16 protein-coding genes and 1 pseudogene are annotated in these 17,666 nt (G+C 35.9%); 13 read left to right on the forward strand and 4 right to left on the reverse strand.

The window, feature by feature from the left end; all coding sequences use genetic code 11:
- Positions 1-92 precede the first annotated feature (92 nt).
- Positions 93-1,115, forward strand: a complete 1,023-nt coding sequence (gene tsaD, locus BN358_RS01670; protein WP_019227586.1) for a tRNA (adenosine(37)-N6)-threonylcarbamoyltransferase complex transferase subunit TsaD — start codon at positions 93-95, stop codon at positions 1,113-1,115.
- A 105-nt stretch (positions 1,116-1,220) separates the two neighbouring features.
- On the opposite strand, the gene abc-f is transcribed toward tsaD, so the two are convergent.
- Both abc-f and BN358_RS01680 read right to left on the reverse strand, forming a co-directional pair.
- On the reverse strand, positions 1,221-3,137 hold the full coding sequence (gene abc-f / locus BN358_RS01675) for a ribosomal protection-like ABC-F family protein (protein WP_019227587.1): 1,917 nt from the start codon (positions 3,135-3,137) through the stop codon (positions 1,221-1,223).
- Between the two features lie 82 nt (positions 3,138-3,219).
- Positions 3,220-3,603: a helix-turn-helix domain-containing protein gene (locus tag BN358_RS01680; RefSeq protein WP_019227588.1), complete on the reverse strand. Its 384-nt coding sequence runs from the start codon at positions 3,601-3,603 to the stop codon at positions 3,220-3,222.
- Positions 3,604-3,749: 146 nt separating this feature from the next.
- Between BN358_RS01680 and BN358_RS01685 the strand changes: the two genes are divergently transcribed.
- The 3 genes from BN358_RS01685 (at position 3,750) to glmM (ending at position 6,751) form a co-directional block, all read left to right on the forward strand.
- Complete coding sequence (locus BN358_RS01685) at positions 3,750-4,274, forward strand: hypothetical protein (protein WP_019227589.1); 525 nt, start codon at positions 3,750-3,752, stop codon at positions 4,272-4,274.
- A 115-nt stretch (positions 4,275-4,389) separates the two neighbouring features.
- Positions 4,390-5,328, forward strand: a complete 939-nt coding sequence (metA, locus tag BN358_RS01690) for a homoserine O-succinyltransferase (RefSeq protein ID WP_019227590.1) — start codon at positions 4,390-4,392, stop codon at positions 5,326-5,328.
- A gap of 73 nt (positions 5,329-5,401) precedes the next feature.
- A complete protein-coding gene (glmM, locus tag BN358_RS01695; RefSeq protein ID WP_019227591.1) occupies positions 5,402-6,751 on the forward strand; it encodes a phosphoglucosamine mutase in 1,350 nt (449 codons plus the stop codon).
- A gap of 98 nt (positions 6,752-6,849) precedes the next feature.
- On the opposite strand, the gene BN358_RS01700 is transcribed toward glmM, so the two are convergent.
- Positions 6,850-7,350 carry a 2'-5' RNA ligase family protein gene (locus tag BN358_RS01700; RefSeq protein ID WP_019227592.1) on the reverse strand — a complete coding sequence of 167 codons (501 nt, stop codon included), beginning with the start codon at positions 7,348-7,350 and terminating at the stop codon, positions 6,850-6,852.
- A gap of 228 nt (positions 7,351-7,578) precedes the next feature.
- On the opposite strand from BN358_RS01700, the gene BN358_RS01705 reads away from it, so the two are divergent.
- The 5 genes from BN358_RS01705 (at position 7,579) to BN358_RS01725 (ending at position 10,793) form a co-directional block, all read left to right on the forward strand.
- Positions 7,579-8,058 (forward strand): TVP38/TMEM64 family protein, encoded by a 480-nt coding sequence (locus BN358_RS01705; RefSeq protein WP_019227593.1) that lies wholly within the window; start codon positions 7,579-7,581, stop codon positions 8,056-8,058.
- A 64-nt stretch (positions 8,059-8,122) separates the two neighbouring features.
- On the forward strand, positions 8,123-8,887 hold the full coding sequence (locus BN358_RS01710; RefSeq protein ID WP_019227594.1) for a MerR family transcriptional regulator: 765 nt from the start codon (positions 8,123-8,125) through the stop codon (positions 8,885-8,887).
- A 292-nt stretch (positions 8,888-9,179) separates the two neighbouring features.
- Positions 9,180-9,743 carry a hypothetical protein gene (locus BN358_RS01715; RefSeq protein WP_019227595.1) on the forward strand — a complete coding sequence of 188 codons (564 nt, stop codon included), beginning with the start codon at positions 9,180-9,182 and terminating at the stop codon, positions 9,741-9,743.
- Positions 9,744-9,867: 124 nt separating this feature from the next.
- Positions 9,868-10,524, forward strand: coding sequence for a flavodoxin family protein (locus BN358_RS01720; RefSeq protein ID WP_019227596.1), 657 nt, complete (start codon positions 9,868-9,870; stop codon positions 10,522-10,524).
- Complete coding sequence (locus BN358_RS01725) at positions 10,524-10,793, forward strand: DUF2087 domain-containing protein (RefSeq protein ID WP_019227597.1); 270 nt, start codon at positions 10,524-10,526, stop codon at positions 10,791-10,793. The genes BN358_RS01720 and BN358_RS01725 overlap by 1 nt, the downstream gene beginning before the upstream one ends.
- Positions 10,794-10,813: 20 nt before the next feature.
- Here BN358_RS01725 and BN358_RS01730 read toward each other — a convergent pair whose 3' ends face one another.
- A complete protein-coding gene (locus BN358_RS01730; protein WP_019227598.1) occupies positions 10,814-12,505 on the reverse strand; it encodes a BTAD domain-containing putative transcriptional regulator in 1,692 nt (563 codons plus the stop codon).
- A gap of 285 nt (positions 12,506-12,790) precedes the next feature.
- Between BN358_RS01730 and BN358_RS01735 the strand changes: the two genes are divergently transcribed.
- The 4 genes and pseudogenes from BN358_RS01735 (at position 12,791) to BN358_RS01750 (ending at position 17,636) form a co-directional block, all read left to right on the forward strand.
- A complete protein-coding gene (locus BN358_RS01735) occupies positions 12,791-14,812 on the forward strand; it encodes a urocanate hydratase (protein ID WP_040581901.1) in 2,022 nt (673 codons plus the stop codon).
- A 12-nt stretch (positions 14,813-14,824) separates the two neighbouring features.
- Positions 14,825-15,720, forward strand: a pseudogene (gene ftcD, locus BN358_RS01740) (glutamate formimidoyltransferase).
- A 52-nt stretch (positions 15,721-15,772) separates the two neighbouring features.
- Entirely contained in the window at positions 15,773-17,032 is a 1,260-nt protein-coding gene (hutI, locus tag BN358_RS01745) for an imidazolonepropionase (protein ID WP_019227601.1), read from the forward strand.
- Positions 17,022-17,636 (forward strand): cyclodeaminase/cyclohydrolase family protein, encoded by a 615-nt coding sequence (locus tag BN358_RS01750; RefSeq protein WP_019227602.1) that lies wholly within the window; start codon positions 17,022-17,024, stop codon positions 17,634-17,636. Before hutI ends, BN358_RS01750 begins: the two co-directional genes overlap by 11 nt.
- Positions 17,637-17,666 lie beyond the last annotated feature (30 nt).

The raw sequence follows: 17,666 nt of genomic DNA on the forward strand, positions 1-17,666 counted from the left end.
CTGTTTTTTCGCTATTAGTAACGTGGTTAAAAAAGTTGCGTTCAATAACTTGAAGTAGTATAATCAAAGCAATTGTACTGACGGAGGAAAAAATGAAAGAAAATGTATTGATACTTTCTATAGAGTCATCTTGCGACGAAACTGCTGCGGCTGTGGTTGAAAACGGCAGAAATGTTCTGTCAAACGTAATTTCAACACAGATTGAAATTCACAAGGAATTCGGCGGTGTTGTTCCTGAAGTTGCTTCAAGAAAGCATATTGAAAATATAAGCGATGTGGTAGAAGAAGCATTGAAGAATGCAAATGTTACAAGTGAACAAATAGATGCGGTTGCCGTTACATACGGTCCCGGTCTTGTAGGAGCTCTTCTTGTGGGAGTAAATTTTGCAAAGGGTCTTGCTTTTGCATGGCAAAAACCTCTCATAGGTGTAAATCACATTGAAGGACACATAAGCGCCAACTACATTGAAGACAAAAATCTGGAGCCTCCTTTCATATGCATGGTTGCATCAGGAGGACATTCACACCTTGTATATGTGAAAGATTACGGGAAGTATGAAATATTGGGAGTTACCAGAGACGACGCAGCGGGAGAAGCTTTCGATAAAATTGCCAGAGCCATAGGGCTTGGATATCCGGGAGGTCCGCTGGTTGACAAGACTGCAAAAATGGGAAACAAGGATGCCATAAAGTTTCCTAGGGTAATTATTGATGAGGAAACTCTTGACTTCAGTTTCAGCGGTTTAAAATCAGCAGTATTGAATTATATTCACAACTCTGAGCAAAAGAATGAAAAAGTAGTCATTGAAGACGTAGCAGCAAGTTTCCAGGAAGCAGTTGTTGAAGTTCTTGCAATGAAAACCATGAAAGCTGCAAAGAAGAAAGAATGCAATACTGTGGCGTTAGCAGGAGGCGTGGCTTCAAATTCAAGACTCAGGGAAATTCTTCAAGAGCAGTGTCTTGCAGCAGGTTATAAATTTACAAAACCATCGCCTGTTTTATGCACAGATAATGCAGCCATGATAGGAGCAGCTGCATATTATAAATATTTAAATAAACAATTTGCAGATTCATCACTAAATGCTCTTCCTAATTTGGAGCTTGAGAGTAATTAACAGAAAATAATAAAAAAGTATCAACAGCTGTGGATAAAGCTGTTGATACAGTCTATTGCAGAAAAAGTTATTCACAACATATCAACAAAGGGTGGATAACTTTTTTTAATTGTCCTGAATTTCCGCCCATTGATTGTATAATTCCTCAAGTTCGATTTTTTGAATGTTTAATTTTTCGTTTAATTCTATAATTAAAAATTTGTCGTCATATGTCGAAGGTTGACATAATTTGTCTTCCAATACAGAAATTTCATTTTCATGCATTTCAATTTGTTCTTCGATTTTTTTGATTCCTTTTTCCCGCTGCTGCCGTCCACGAATGATTTCACGTTCTTTTTTCTTTTCAGCAATAATCTGAGTCTTTGTTTTTGAGGCTGAAACATCATCTTCCTTTTCCTCAAGCTCTGCTTTTTTTTGAAGGTAGTAGTCGTAGTTGCCAAGGTACGGGGAAATACCATCTTTTGACATATCGTATATTTTGTTGGCAACCTTGTTTAAAAAGTATCTATCATGAGAAACAACAAGAACAGTTCCTTCATAATTTAAAAGAGCATCTTCTAAAACTTCCTTTGAATCAATGTCCAGATGGTTTGTAGGTTCATCCATTAGAAGGAAGTTTGCATTTGAAGTCATGAGCTTTAAAAGTGAAAGCCTGCCTTTTTCACCTCCGCTGAGATCACCGACAATTTTATATAAATCATCGCCGTTGAATAGAAACTGAGCAAGCATCGTACGGATGTCATAGTAGTTGAGTGTTGGATTTTCATCCCATATTTCATCTATGACCGTGTTTTCACTGTCTAGGTTTGTTTGTTCCTGGTCATAGTATCCTGTTTGCACATAGTGGCCAAGTGTGAAATTTCCTTTGTAGTCAACAATTTTTTCGGCAACTGTTTTTAAAAGAGTTGTTTTTCCTATGCCGTTAGGACCTATTATGCCTACTTTTTCACCGCGGTAAATTTCCATGTTAAGATTATTAAATACTTCAAATTCATTGAAACTTATACCCATTTTTTCAACTTTTAAAACATCTCGGCCGCTTTTGATTTTAGGTGTAAACCTAAGCTTCACTTTTCTGTTGTCCTGAGATGGCTTATCCATTTTTTTGATTTTATCCAGTGCTTTTTGCCTGCTGAAAGCCTGCCTTATGTTTCTCTTGCTACCATAGGCGTGAAGGCGGCGAATCATTTCTTCCTGTCTTTCAATTTCCTTTTCATATTCTTCATATTGCTTCATTTCAAGTTCAAGTTCGCATTTTCTCTTTTTCATGAACTCAGTGTAGTTTCCGTTGTATGCTTTTAAAGATTTATTTTCCATGACGAAAACTCTTTCGACAGTATTGTCAAGGAAGTATCTGTCATGGGAAATTAAAATAACGGATCCTTTAAAATCCTTGATGTATTTTTCAAGCCATGAAATTGCTTCAATGTCCAGGTGGTTTGTAGGTTCATCCAAAAGAAGTATGTCTGCTTTTTCAAGAAGAAGCTTTGCAAGCATCACCCTGCTTTTCTGACCGCCGCTCAATAAATTTATGGGTTTGTCAAATTCGCTGTGGTCGAAGCCAAGACCTCTTAAAACTCCCTTAATGTGGCTTTTAAAGCTGTAACCGTCTTCATCCTCAAATTTTTCGCTTAAGCTTGCGTATGTGTTCATAAGCTTTTCAAGAACGCCGGGATCGTCATTTTCTGTAAAGTTGCTTATTTTGTGTGAAAGTTCATGAAGTTCTTCTTCCATTTTTATGACATTATCATAAATGGTGAGCATTTCATCCATTATGCTTTTTTCTGATTCTATGTTTGTATTTTGTTTCAAATAACCAAGTTTTTTTCCTTTTGCTCTGAATATTGAGCCTTGATCAGGCTCCAGGTTTTCAGTCAATATATTAAACAAGGTAGTTTTTCCTGCTCCATTAAGTCCTATGAGACCGACTTTTTCATTGTCGTCTACGGTAAATGAAATGTTTTCTATTATATTTTCAACCACATAGGCCTTGGAAACATCATTGCACGATAAAACTATCATTTTTTATTCCTTTCTGACATAAATAAAATAAAACTCATATGATTATATCAGTTTTAATTATTTTTATCAAATTGTTTTACTGTTATAAAGTTGTAAGCAATTTCATGTTTTCTAAAATTCCAACCAGATAATTCCTTAAAATCAATGTGAGAGTCTTGCTGACCATTTTGCCGTCATATACTATGTAATCAGACTTCTCAAGAAAATAAACTATGTTTTCTATCAACATGGAAAAGTCTTTTTCTGCCATGTTGTTTTCATATTCCTTATGTGACAGACCCAATAGATAATCAGTAGATACGCTGAAATAATCGGCAATTTTTATGATTAAGCCAAGGCTTGGTTTTCTTTTTCCGCTTTCATACAATGAAACTGATGATTCGGAAATATTAAGAATTTTGCTTAGTTCCTTAGAAGAAAGGTTGTTTTTAATGCGCAGATTTCGTATAATTTCACTTGTTTCCATGTTACCAGTCCTTTTATTATGATTATTTAATTATAATGCAGGATCTAACAAAAAACAACAAAAATTTACAATATGTAAATAAAACATGTAAATATTGACAAATTGCAAATTATATATTATCATATAATGGAAATAGGGGGGATAAAATGTCACAAAACAGCAAAGACGATAAATTTATTGTCGAAAAATATATTGAAATTTCAGAATTTGAAAATCTGAAACAGAGTAAATGGGATACGTGTTGTTCTGGTTTTAATTTGGATGACAGCTATTTTATGGCTGCTGTTGTTGCTTGCATTGAAGGAAATGTTCAGTTTTGTCCTAAGGAAAAAACATGGAATGCATGGTTGGGAAGCAAAGAAATTAATTTTAAACCAGGTGCAGATGCTTACATATTTTTAAGCATTTATGATTTCGTTAAAAACAACAAGTCATTTTTCAGTTTTATAACAAAGTATTTCGATTTATGGCACAGCAAAAGGCATACTGATTATACATATGATGAATATCACAAAAGAGAACTTAAGGGTAATTTTCATGAACTTACGACTCTCATAAACAATGATTTAGAACAAGCTTTTTTGCATAAGGATTATGAGGTTGCTAGTCAGTATTTCGAATTCAAAAAATATCTTTCAACGGGAATTGAAAAGAACTTAATATACAGTTAAAACCATATTTGTATTGACAATGAATTGTGTTTAGTATAAAGTAAATCTAATATTTATAAGTAAAATCCTCTTTTAAAGAGGTTTTTTTATATAATGACAGAAAGGAATGAACTCTATGCCGGTTATAATACCATCAAATCTTCCTGCTTATAAAACAATGGAAGAAGAAAATATTTTCGTAATGAGCAAAGAAAGAGCTGAAACCCAGGATATAAGACCATTAGACGTTGCATTGGTAAATCTTATGCCAACTAAAATAGAAACTGAAGCACAATTTGTAAGGCTGCTTTCAAATTCTCCCATACAAATTAATGTTGAATTCATTCATACAAGTTCTCATGATTCAAAAAACATTTCCGAAAGCCATATGAAAAGTTTTTATAAAAGTATTCATGAAGTAAAGGACAAGAAATATGATGCCATGATTGTCACTGGAGCACCTGTTGAACTCATGGAGTTTGAAGAAGTGGACTATTGGGAAGAAATTAAAGAAATATTTGACTTTTCAAACAAAAATGTTACATCAACCATGTTTATTTGCTGGGGGGCACAGGCAGCACTTCATCATTTTTACGGTTTAAATAAAACAACACTGGACAACAAGGTATTTGGTGTTTTTGAGCATGAGAAAATGCATGAAACATGCATGCTATTAAATGGATTTGACGATATATTTTATGTTCCTCATTCAAGGCACACTGAAGTACCAGCTTTAGACATAAAAAGCGTTGAAGAACTAATAGTGTTGGCTGAATCTAAAGATGCAGGAGTTCATATAGCAGTTACAGATGATTACAGCAGGATATTTGTCATGGGTCATTCAGAGTATGATCCTCTGACGCTGAAGAAAGAATATGACAGAGATGTTTCACAAGGAAAGAATATCAATATTCCCATGAACTACTATCCAGGAGATGACCCTTCCAGGAATCCATTTGTAAAGTGGAGAAGTCATGCAAATTTATTGTTTAAAAATTGGATTAATATTATATACCAGGAAACTCCTTATGACAAAAATGAAATAGGAATGCACAGAACAGATTGGTACCATTAAATATTAATGGTATCTTTTTTTTTATCAATAAATATGATATTATGTATATGAAATAATTTTATTGGAGGAACTAATGGGCAAGTTATTTGGAACTGACGGAGTCAGAGGAATTGCAAACAGCGATTTGTCATCTGAATTAGCATATAAACTGGGCCGCGTGGGCGGCTATTTTCTCACAAAAGGCAAAAAAAGACCGAAGATGGTTGTGGGAATGGACACAAGAATATCAGGAGACATGCTTGAAGGAGCATTGTCTGCAGGGCTTAACTCAGCAGGGATAGATGTGTTGTATCTGGGCGTCCTGCCAACACCGGCTGTAGCGTGCATGATTAAAATTCTTGAAGCAGACGGCGGAGTTATGATTACAGCTTCCCACAATCCTGTGGAATACAACGGTATTAAATTTTTCAATGAAAAAGGACTTAAACTAACTGATAGCATGGAAAATTCCATTGAAGAATACATACTCAACGATCTGGACATAGAGACTGTTCCTGTTGCAGGAGAAGTTGGAAGAAAAATAAGAATCGAAAATCCAGTCAGAAAATATATGGATTTCTTAAAGGATACCATAAATGTGGACTTCAAAGGTCTTAAGGTTGCCGTGGACTGCGGAAACGGAGCGGTTTACAAGGCAGCTCCAGAGCTTCTCAATGAACTTGGAGCACAGGTTTATGTAATTCACAATGACCCAAACGGTATAAACATAAATGTGAACTGTGGCTCAACAAAACCTGAGGAAATTCAAAAGCTTGTTCTTGAGACAGGAGCAGATATAGGACTTTCTTTTGACGGAGATGCCGACAGACTTATTGCTGCAGATGAAAACGGAAATATTGTAGACGGAGACCATGTTCTTGCCATATGCGGCATAAGCATGAAGGAAAAAGGAAACTTGAAGAGCAACACCGTTATTGGAACTGTAATGACAAACATGGGGCTTGATATATGCCTTGGGGAAAAGGACATCAACATCATCAAGACAAATGTTGGTGACAGATATGTGCTTGAAGAAATGCTAAGCGGTAACCATTCAATTGGAGGAGAGCAGTCAGGTCACATTATTTTCCTTGACTACAACACAACAGGGGACGGATTACTTACTGCAATTCAGCTGTTAAGCGTTATTAAGGAAAAAAACACCAAACTTTCAAAACTTGCCAATGTAATGAAAGTAATGCCCCAGGTGCTTGTGAATGCACGTGTTGCGGAAGATAAAAAGAAAGCATATATGGAAGATGAAACAATCAGAAACAAAATTGAAGACATAGAAAAACACTTTGATGGTAAAGGAAGAGTTCTCATCAGACCATCCGGCACGGAGCCTCTTGTAAGAGTAATGATAGAGGGAGAAAATCTTGAAGAGCTGAAAATGCATGCCAATGAACTGGCAGCACTCATAGAAGTTCAATTGAACAACTGAAAATAATTAAGAATTAATAATGAAGAATTAAGAATTATTGTGGAAATTGTGCCTTGCACAATTTCTTCATTTAATTCTTAACTCTTAACTCTTCATTCTTAATTATCAAACGGGATTTCCATGTATGGTATGTACATGAACTTTTCTTTTGGTTGACGGTATACAATAATTGAATTTAAAGTGTATTCAGGGTAGGGAGACAGACGTTTCTCTGCTTTTTTTCTTATTGCTTCCAAATCTACAGTACGTCTTGGTCTTTGCTTTACAACTGTTAGGTGAGGAGTATAGCCTCTTTTTTCTTTTTCAAGATTTAGTGCTTCATAAATTTTATCATAAAGAACAATAAGCTCGGGACTTTTTACTCCAACATAAAGTACACGGTCCCCAAACTGCTCAAGATTGTCAAGTCGTACCTTAAATCTTTTTGTGTTCTTGCAGACTTCAACAACTTTTTCTATAAATGAATCATCATCGGGCAGTGCTGGAGGAGGAACAAGAGTAATGTGAGGCTCTGTTGTGAGAAATCTTGCTTCTGCCCTGAGCATTTCAATTTTATTTTTGTAACTATATGGAACAGGAATTCCTATGAAATATTTCATATAACCAATCCTTTCTGAAATAATAAGCATATGCTTTGTAAGCTGTTAAATATATAATATTATTATATTTTATATACTAAATTAATCAAGTGTTATATAATAAAAAATGAAAATACCTTCTGAGGTTATTATGGACTACGCTAATTATACGGATGTTTTTTAAATTTTGTTGAACAGATAGGCCCGATTGCAGGAATCATTCTTCCTGTCATTGAGGCATTTATACCAGTGCTTCCTCTTGTTGGCTTTGTAATCATAAATGTTGCTGTATTTGGCTTTTTCATGGGATATCTTTATTCATGGATCGGGAATTGCCTGGGCTCTTTTTTATTGTTCATGCTCATACGAAAAATCGGCGGCAAGAAAATAGAAAACAAAATAGAAAAGAGCAAGTACAAAGGAACATTGGAAAAAATAAGAAAGAAGAATCTTACAGTCTTGTTCTTCCTGTATTGTTTTCCATTTACGCCATCATTTTTAATAAGCGGTACAGCTGCTCTAACAAGCATGAACACACAGCAGTTTATACTGGCTTTGTTGCCTTCAAAATTTGTTATGATTTTGTCTCTTGCATTCATAGGGCAAAATGTGAGCTCATATTTTGAAAATCCTGCAAAGTCCTTGTTTTTCATAGTCTTTATACTTGTCGTCAACTTTATAAGCAAGTACTTTATAAATAAGTATGAGGAATATCACAGAAAAGTATAAAATATAAAAAACTGTTGACATTGACGCTGCGTAAATGTGTACAATGAATTCAAGAGGTGAGCATATGGAATATACGGTTAAAAAACTTGCAGCCCTGGCAAATGTCAGCACTAGGACACTCAGGTATTATGATGAAATTGATATTCTTAAGCCGGCAAGAATCAACTCTTCAGGATACAGGATTTACGGTGAGCATGAAGTTGACAGGCTGCAGCAAATATTGTTTTACAGAGAACTTGGGATGAATCTTGATCAAATTAAGGAAATAATAACGTCCCGTGAATTCGATGAAAAAAAAGCACTTGAAGAACATCGACAGTTGCTCATTTCTAAAAGAACACAGCTGGACATTTTAATCCATAATGTGGAAAAAACAATTTTGAGCAAGGAAGGTAAATATAATATGTGCAATACTGAAAAGTTTGAAGGATTTAAGGATGAGCTTATTACAAACAATGAAAAGAAGTTTGGAAAAGAAGCAAGAGAAAAATATGGCGAAAAGGCAGTGGAAAAATCAAATAAAATATTGAAAAATATGACTGAAGAACAGTTAAAGGAAATTGAAGACCTTGGAAATGAAGTTTTAGAAACATTGGAAAAGGCCTTTAAGGAAGGTAAACCCTACAGTGAAACAGCTCAAAAGGCCGCGGAGCTTCACGGAAAATGGCTGTCATTTTTCTGGGGTGATTACAACAAGGAAGCACACGTCAATATAACACAGATGTATATTGATGATGAAAGGTTCAAAGCATATTATGACAGCAAAAATCCTGGAACTGCAGAATTCTTAAGAGAAGCTGTGCTGATTTACACAGGAATGAAAAAATAAAAGAAGCAGCTTAATGCTGCTTTTGATATATTAGGAAAGTTCTCTTTCCAAATATATCAAAAACAGGGATTGCAAAGGGCGGGACGCCCTTGCCGTCAAGGGAGATGCTCAGCAAAAAATACGTTAGTATTTTTTGCGCGGTCGGGGGACATAGGGCCCCCTAGCGGAGTTGCGGAGCAACTTTTTTATGTTGTTAGTATTGAATGTAAAATTTAATGAAGTTTTAATAAATAATTTAGTCATAATTAAGATGTATGTATGATAATATGGTTATTAACATACGGAGGCAATTATGAAATCCATGCACTTATATATAGTTTTAACAAGGACAAGCACTGTTTTATCAAAGATGATCGGATTTGTTACAAATGATGAATTCACACACGCTGCCATATCATTGGATGAAGACCTCAACCAAATGTACAGTTTTGGAAGAAAAAAAGTTTACAATCCATTTATGGGCAGCTTCATTAAAGAAAATATCGATGAAGGAATATATGGAATGTGCGCAAATCTCCACGGAGTTATTATAGAACTTGATGTTTCAAGACAGCAATACAACAAAGCAGTGGAGCTTCTTGATGAATTTATAATGAACAGCAGCATTTATAAATACAATTACATGGGGCTGATTGACGGCTTATTAAACAATGAAGCATGTTACAGCGACAGATTCTTATGTTCTGAATTTGTTTATTACATTTTAAACAGCTGTGGTGTTGCAGATTTAAACATGCCAAGAAACCTGGTGAGACCGCAGAGCCTGCTTGATATTGATGGCAGAGTTATATTCAGAGGGAATTTAAGAAATATGAAGCATGTTAATGAATTAACCCCGTCTTACGCAAGAATTTAAAAAATCCGACTGACAAGTCGGATTTTTTATTTTTTGGAAAATAATTGCATTGACAAATAAGTGCTGAGATATTAATATATGTTTAGTAATTTAGTAAATTAGTAAATATAAATGAGGTGGAATTATGAAAGTAACAGTTATAAATGGAAGTCCGAGGGGTTCAAATGGAAATACAAATGTAATTATTGAAAAGTTCTTAAAGGGAGCCGGTGATGCAGGAGCAAAAACCGTCAACATTCAACTATCAGAAAAAAATATTAATCATTGCATGGGATGCCACATATGCTGGACAAAGGGACCTGCACAATGCGTTATTATAGATGATATGTTAGAGATTATGATGCATATGGGTGATGCAGACGTAATTGTCTTTGCTTCTCCTGTTCAATTTGGAAATATTTCCGGAATGCTTAAGGTTTTTATGGACAGGATGACAATGATAGGAGGACCTGGTGAGCAGCAAAAGCCAGCTGTTCATGCTGATAATTCAAGCCAGGTAAAAATCCCCAAGCTCATGATGATATCAAGCTGCGGTTTAGATGATACTAAGGAATTTGACGTTACATCTCTTTGGATTAACAGGGTTGCAGAAAAAGTTCACATGGATTTATCAGGAGAAATATATTTCACGAAGAGCAGATGCTTAAATGAAAATTCGGATTTATTCAAGGATGAAAAACAAGAATATTTTAAACTTCTTGAAAAAGCAGGGTATGAAATGGCAGCACATATGAAACTGTCACCTGAAGTTAAGGATTTATTGGAGAGGAGAGGTTTTTAATGAAAAAAAGCACAAATATATTGCCGTTTTTAAATGATGAGGGAAAAATAAAAGTACTGCCTTCACCAAACAGGACAAAAATTCCCGTGTTAACTTATCTTGCAGGAAAATTTGAAAAAGGAAAGAAATATTCAGAGAAAGAGGTAAACCACATAATAAATGAAAATCACACATTCAATGATTATTTCATTTTAAGAAGACTTCTTGTTGATTATAATTTATTAATTCGCACTCCTGACGGAGGACAATACTGGGTCAACGAAAAATAAAATCCGCCTTTAATGGCGGATTATTTTTCTTCCAGTATTTTTTTTATTTTTTCTGTCAAATCTATGGATTTTGGATTGTTAAGTTTTTTTGCATATTTTTCAGCATTTTTAATGTGAAGCTGTGCTGTTTTAAAGTTTTCATTTTTTATTTCAATGAGAGCTGCATAGCATTCGGCAAAATCCCTGCCCCAGATAGAATTGAAGCGTTCAAAATATTCCAATGACGTGTTGATATGTTTTTTTGCTTCATCATATTTTCCCATGTGGTACAATGCCTGGCCTGCATTGGAATAAAATATTTCAAGCCCCTTCAATACAGAATTTTCATTGCATATGTTAATTGCCTTCATGAAAAAATCAAAGGCTTCTTTGAAGTTTCCAAGATCCTTGTTCATCTGACCAAGGTAGTTGTAGCAGGCGGAAATATTTACGCTATATTTTTTATTAAACATATTCAGACTTGAAAAAATGTTGATGGATTCAGTAAGGTTGCTGGCTGCTTCCTTGTAGTTTTCAGTCTTAATGAAATAAAGACCCTTCAGCCTTAACATTATTCCTCTTTCCTCGATGATATCTCTTTTTTCAAGAAGGTTCATGCTCCTGTCTATGTATTCCTTCATTATTTCATTGTTGTCTACCTGAATGCCGTAGTAAATCATTTGCTTGTAATTGTTCAAAAGATAAATGAAGTTGTCGAGTTTTTCAGCAAGCTTTATGCTTATGTTGATTTTTTCAATACCCTTGTTGTAGTTTCCTTTGGAAATATAATATCTTCCGGCCAGGTACGATTCTTCCATCTTGATTTTTATGTATTCTGTGTCCAGGTTATCGATATTTTTAAGGTCTTTTTCGATATTTGTAAGTTCACTTTCAACATCATTTACTGAAAAGTCGTCTTTTTTTGAAAACTCTGAAGCAAGTACAGGGTATGTTTCGTGGTACATGGTGTAGTAACCGGTTAAATTTTCAACTTTAATTTTTAGCTCGTCGCAGTTGTTTTTTGGCTGATCCTGATTGAATGTGTTTTTAAGTTCCAGTATTTCTTTGTACATTTTCTTTGTTTTTTGTTCCGGCTCTACTCCCAGGTCATGCTTCAAAACAGAACACATGTCATAATAAAGTTTAACTGATGTGTTGTAATCTTCAGAAAGAGCAAAAATTTTCATGAGATATCTCAGTGTTTTTTCATTGTAAGGGTCATTTTGAATCAATATATCCGAGTATTTCTGTATGTTCACATAGTCACCGATGGATACAAGCTCATTGACTTTTTCAAATACGGATTGTATGTATATGTCTTTATAGAAGTTTCTTTTTTCAATCATCCAGTTTTCAAAATCAAAGCAGTTTTTTACTGAGAAGTTCAATAGAAAATCTCCAGAGTACAAATTTCTGGCATTTGAAACATCAAGATTGTCTGTGTCAATTTCAATATTAACATTGTCAGAAAATTCAATGTATGTTTTTGATGGCGAAAAAATTGTATCGTAGGTGCTTATTTTTATTTTATAAATTGCATCCCTTAAATTCTTGCGCCCGGTAGCTTCGTCAGTGTCAGCCCAGAATACGTTAATTGCTTCTTCTCTTCTCACATGCTTGTTGACGCAGACATAATAAAACAAGGCCTCTGCCTTTTTGTAAGGAAAAGTCACCTTATTTTGGTTGTACATAACTGTGGGGTTACCAAGCATTTTTACTGAAATAATATCCATAGTATCTCCTGAAGTTTATATTTCAATAATATAGTATATTATCAATAAAATCAACAATTTTAAGCATAATGGATAAGGGGTGAAATTGAAAAAAATTAGGCCTTGCACTGCAAGACCTAATAACGTATTTATAAAAAAACAAGGGGGAGAGATGTTAATAAGATTTCTCTTACTAACTGTAAATTAATTATAATAAAAAAAGCTTTAAGAAATCTTAAATGTATAGACGATTTATCGACGGTGTTCTTGTATAATGATATTAATAAGAATGGAGGTATTAAGATGATTAATAATTTAGACATATCAAATGCTATGACAATTAAATTAGATGACGTTCTTCCGGAATACCCAGTGTTTAAAGAAAATGTGAGAAGAGCACCCAAGAGAGAGCTTACATTGAATGAAAGAGAAATCAAGCTTGCTCTTAAAAATGCTCTCAGGTATGTTCCTGAAAGCCTGCATGAAAAGCTTGCTCCTGAATTTCTAGAAGAGCTAATGACAAGAGGCAGAATTTACGGCTATCGTTTCATGCCAAAGGAAAGAATTTACGGAAAACCAATTGAAGAATACAAAGGAAACTGCGTTGAAGGCAAAGCTTTTCAGGTCATGATCGACAACAACCTTGACCATGAAGTTGCACTGTACCCTTATGAACTTGTGACATACGGGGAAACAGGCCAGGTTTGCCAGAACTGGATGCAGTACTGTCTTTTAAAAAAATATCTTGAACAGCTTACAGATGAACAAACTCTTGCTGTTATGTCAGGCCATCCTTTGGGACTTTTCAAGTCTCACAAAACTAGTCCGAGAGTTTTAGTATCAAACGGTCTTATGATAGGCATGTTTGACAATCCTCACGACTGGGCAAAGGCTACAGCCATGGGTGTTTCAAGCTACGGACAAATGACAGCAGGGGGATGGATGTATATAGGACCTCAGGGAATAGTTCATGGAACATTCAACACCCTCATCAATGCTGGCAGAAAAGAACTTGGAATACCTGCTGACCAGGACCTTGCAGGACATCTTTTTATAACTTCAGGTCTTGGAGGAATGAGCGGTGCTCAGCCAAAGGCTGTTGAAATTGCCAACGGTGTTGGAATAATTGCTGAAGTTGATTATTCAAGAATTGTAACAAGACTGAATCAGGGATGGGTTTCTTTGGTAACTGACAGCCTTGAAGAAGCCTTTAAAAAGGCTCAGGAATACCTGGATAAAAAACAGACAATTTCTATTGCATATCACGGAAACATAGTTGATCTCCTTGAATATGCAGTAGATAAAAATATTCACGTGGACCTTTTGTCCGACCAGACATCCTGTCATGTTCCATATGACGGAGGATACTGCCCTAAGGGTCTTTCTTTTGAGCAAAGAACCGAGCTGTTAAAAGCTGACAGAGAAAAATTTGCTGAACTTGTAAACAAATCTCTGGCAGAACATTTTAAGGCCGTAAAAACACTGGTTGACAGAGGAACTTATTTCTTTGATTACGGCAATGCGTTCATGAAAGCTGTTTTTGATGCGGGAGTAAAGGAAATTGCAAAAAATGGAACTGACACCAGCGAAGGATTCATATTCCCGTCATATGTGGAAGACATAATGGGACCAATGCTGTTTGATTATGGCTACGGCCCTTTCAGATGGGTTTGCTTAAGTGGAAATCCTGAAGATTTAAGAAAGACAGACCATGCAGCCATGTCATGTATAAATCCTGACAGAAGAGGACAGGACAGAGACAACTACATCTGGATACGCGATGCTGAAAAAAACAAACTTGTTGTTGGAACACAGGCCAGAATTCTTTACCAGGATGCCCTTGGAAGACGTGACATTGCTCTTAAGTTTAATGAAATGGTAAGAAACGGTGAAATAGGTCCTGTGATGATAGGAAGAGACCACCATGACACAGGGGGAACAGATTCACCTTTCAGAGAAACATCAAACATATATGACGGAAGCAACGTAACAGCAGACATGGCAGTACACTGCTTTGCAGGAAATGCAGCAAGAGGAATGAGCCTTGTTGCCCTTCACAACGGCGGGGGAGTTGGAATAAGCAAGTCCATAAACGGTGGATTTGGAATGGTTCTTGACGGAAGCAGAAGAGTTGATGAAATTCTATTTAAGTCAATACCATGGGATACAATGGTTGGAGTATCAAGAAGGTCATGGGCACGAAATGAAAATTCCATCGAAACAACAATGGAATACAACAAGCAGTTTGCAGGGGAAGACCACATTACAATTCCTTATGTTGCAAGCGATGAATTAATTGACAGAACATTTACAGAATATAAAAAATAACAGGAGAAAATCATGAACAAAATAATAGAATGCGTTCCAAATTTCAGTGAAGGAAGAGATTTGCAGAAATTAGAAAAAATACTTGATGTTTTCAGAGGAAAGAAAAATATTAAGCTTCTTGATTATTCCAGCGACGAAGATCACAACAGAACAGTTGTAACTCTTGTTGGTGAACCGGAAGAATTAGGGGCTGCCATGATTGAAGCCATAGGCAGGGCAGTTGAATTAATAGACCTCAATCATCACGAAGGACAGCATCCACGTATGGGAGCAGTTGACGTTATTCCATTCATTCCAATAAAAAATGCAACTGTTGAAGAAGCAGATGCTCTTGCAAAGCATGTTGCAAAGGAAGCTTCTAGAAAAATACGGACTGTCCGTTTTTCCTTTATGAAAAATCTGCAACAGCTCCTCACAGAGAAAATCTAGCAAACATAAGAAAAGGACAGTTTGAAGGAATGGCAGAAAAAATGAAGGACGACATGTGGAAGCCTGATTTTGGTCCTGATACTATACACCCTACAGCAGGAGCCACAGTAATTGGAGCAAGAATGCCTCTTGTTGCATACAATGTTAATCTTTCAACCAACAACCTTGAAATTGCAAGCAAAATTGCAAAACAGGTCAGACACTTAAGCGGCGGGTTCAGATATGTGAAGGCTCTTGGAATAGAACTTGAAGACAGGGGCATAGTACAGGTATCCATGAACCTTACGGACTACACAAAGACATCCATTTACAGAGTTTTTGAAACAATCAAAATGGAAGCTGCAAGATACGGAGTAAACATTGTGGGCAGCGAAATAGTAGGGCTTGTTCCAATGCAGGCATTGGTTGATACAGCAGATTACTATTTAAGACTTGAAAATTTCTCAAGCGACCAGGTGCTTGAAACAAGATTGCAGTAAAATATATTACCTTCTGCATTTCGGTGCAGAAGGTAACTGTGAAAGGAGAAAAATGAAAAGACTTATTATAAAAAATGCTTCAGAGCTTGTGACATGCAGAGGAAATGCTCCAAAGCACGGCAAATCAATGTCTGATATTGGAATAATCAGAAATGGTGCTGTTGTCGTTGAAGACGGTATAATTGTTGAAGTTGGTGATTCAGATGAGATTCTTTCAAAATATGATGAAAATGAATATACAGTAATAGATGCCATGGACAAGGCAGTGCTTCCGGGATTTATTGATTCTCACACTCATTTAATTTTCGGAGGATACAGGGCTGACGAATTTTCATGGAGATTAAGAGGGGACAATTATATGTCCATCATGGAAAGAGGCGGTGGAATAACAAGTTCCGTAAGAGCCACAAGAAGCACAACGTTAGAAGAATTTGTCCAGACAGGCAAGAAAAGGCTTGATAAAGTTATGGATATGGGCGTTACAACCATAGAAGGAAAAAGCGGATACGGCCTTGACATGGAGACAGAAATAAGGCAGCTTGAAGCCATGAAAAAACTTGACGAAATTCATCCTGTGGACTTGGTTCCTACATTCTTAGGACCTCACAGCGTTCTGCCTGAATACAGGGAAAAAGAAGATGAATTCATTGATTTTATGATAAACGATGTTCTGAAAGTTGTTGCTGAAAAACAATTGGCAGAATTCGCAGACATTTTCTGTGAAAAAAATGTTTTTTCTGTGGAACAGTCAAGAAGATTTTTGACTGCTGCTAAAAATGCAGGATTAAAACTTAAAATTCATGCCGATGAAATGGTTCAGCTTGGAGGAACAGAACTTGCAGTTGAACTGGGCTGTGTTTCTGCAGACCACCTGCTGCAGTCTTCTGATGAAGGAATCAATATGCTATCAAAGTCTGATACTATTGCCACACTTCTGCCCGCAACTGCATTTTGCCTCAAGGAAGAATATGCAAGGGGAAGAATGATGATAGATGAAGGCTGTGCTGTGGCACTGGCTACGGATTTTAATCCGGGAAGCTGCTTCACAAATTCAATACCACTTGTCATAGCTTTAGCAGCAATTCACATGAAATTGTCGATTGAAGAAATAATTACAGCTCTCACAATAAATGCTGCGGCTGCAGTGGGCAGAGCTGACACAATAGGAAGCATTGAAAAAGGAAAGAAGGCAGACATAATAATTCTTGAATATCCTTCCATTCATTTTCTTCCATACCATGCAGCAGTAAACATAGTTGAAACAGTAATTAAAAATGGAAAAATTGTAAAGGGGAACACATATGAAAAATAAGTCTATACATGAATTTGCAGAAGTTGTAGCTTCTAATTCTCCTGTTCCTGGAGGAGGAAGCATTGCTGCCCTTTGCGGAGCATTGAGCGCCGCTCTTGCAGAAATGGTTGCAAATTTGACAACAGGCAAGAAAAAATACATTGAAGTTGAATCTGAAATGAATGAAATAAAAAACAAGGCAATGGCTCTTAGAACAAAGCTTCTTGATGACATTGAAAGAGACAGCTACGCATACAACAAAGTAATGGAAGCATACAAAATGCCAAAGGAAGATGATGAACAAAAAATTCTTAGAAACAAAGCTATAGAAGAAAGTGCAAAAATAGCAGCTGAGGTTCCTCTTGACGTTGCTGAAACATCTTTTAAAATCCTTCCTCTGGCTGAGGCCGTTGTTGCAAGAGGAAATTCAAATGCCGTTACTGACGGTCTTGTAGCTGCAATGCTTGCAAGAACAGCAGTTCTCTCCGCTTTATTAAATGTAAGAATAAACCTTGAAACAATCAGTGATAAGGATTTTGTTCTTGAATATAAAAACAGAGCAGATGTTCTTCAGGAAGAAACACTTTTTTATGAGAAAAAAGTATTGGAATTATCACCATTTTAATGGTATAATTTAAAAAACGTTATGCGTTAT

The sequence above is a fragment of the Sedimentibacter sp. B4 genome (assembly GCF_000309315.1).
Taxonomy (GTDB): domain Bacteria; phylum Bacillota; class Clostridia; order Tissierellales; family Sedimentibacteraceae; genus Sedimentibacter; species Sedimentibacter saalensis.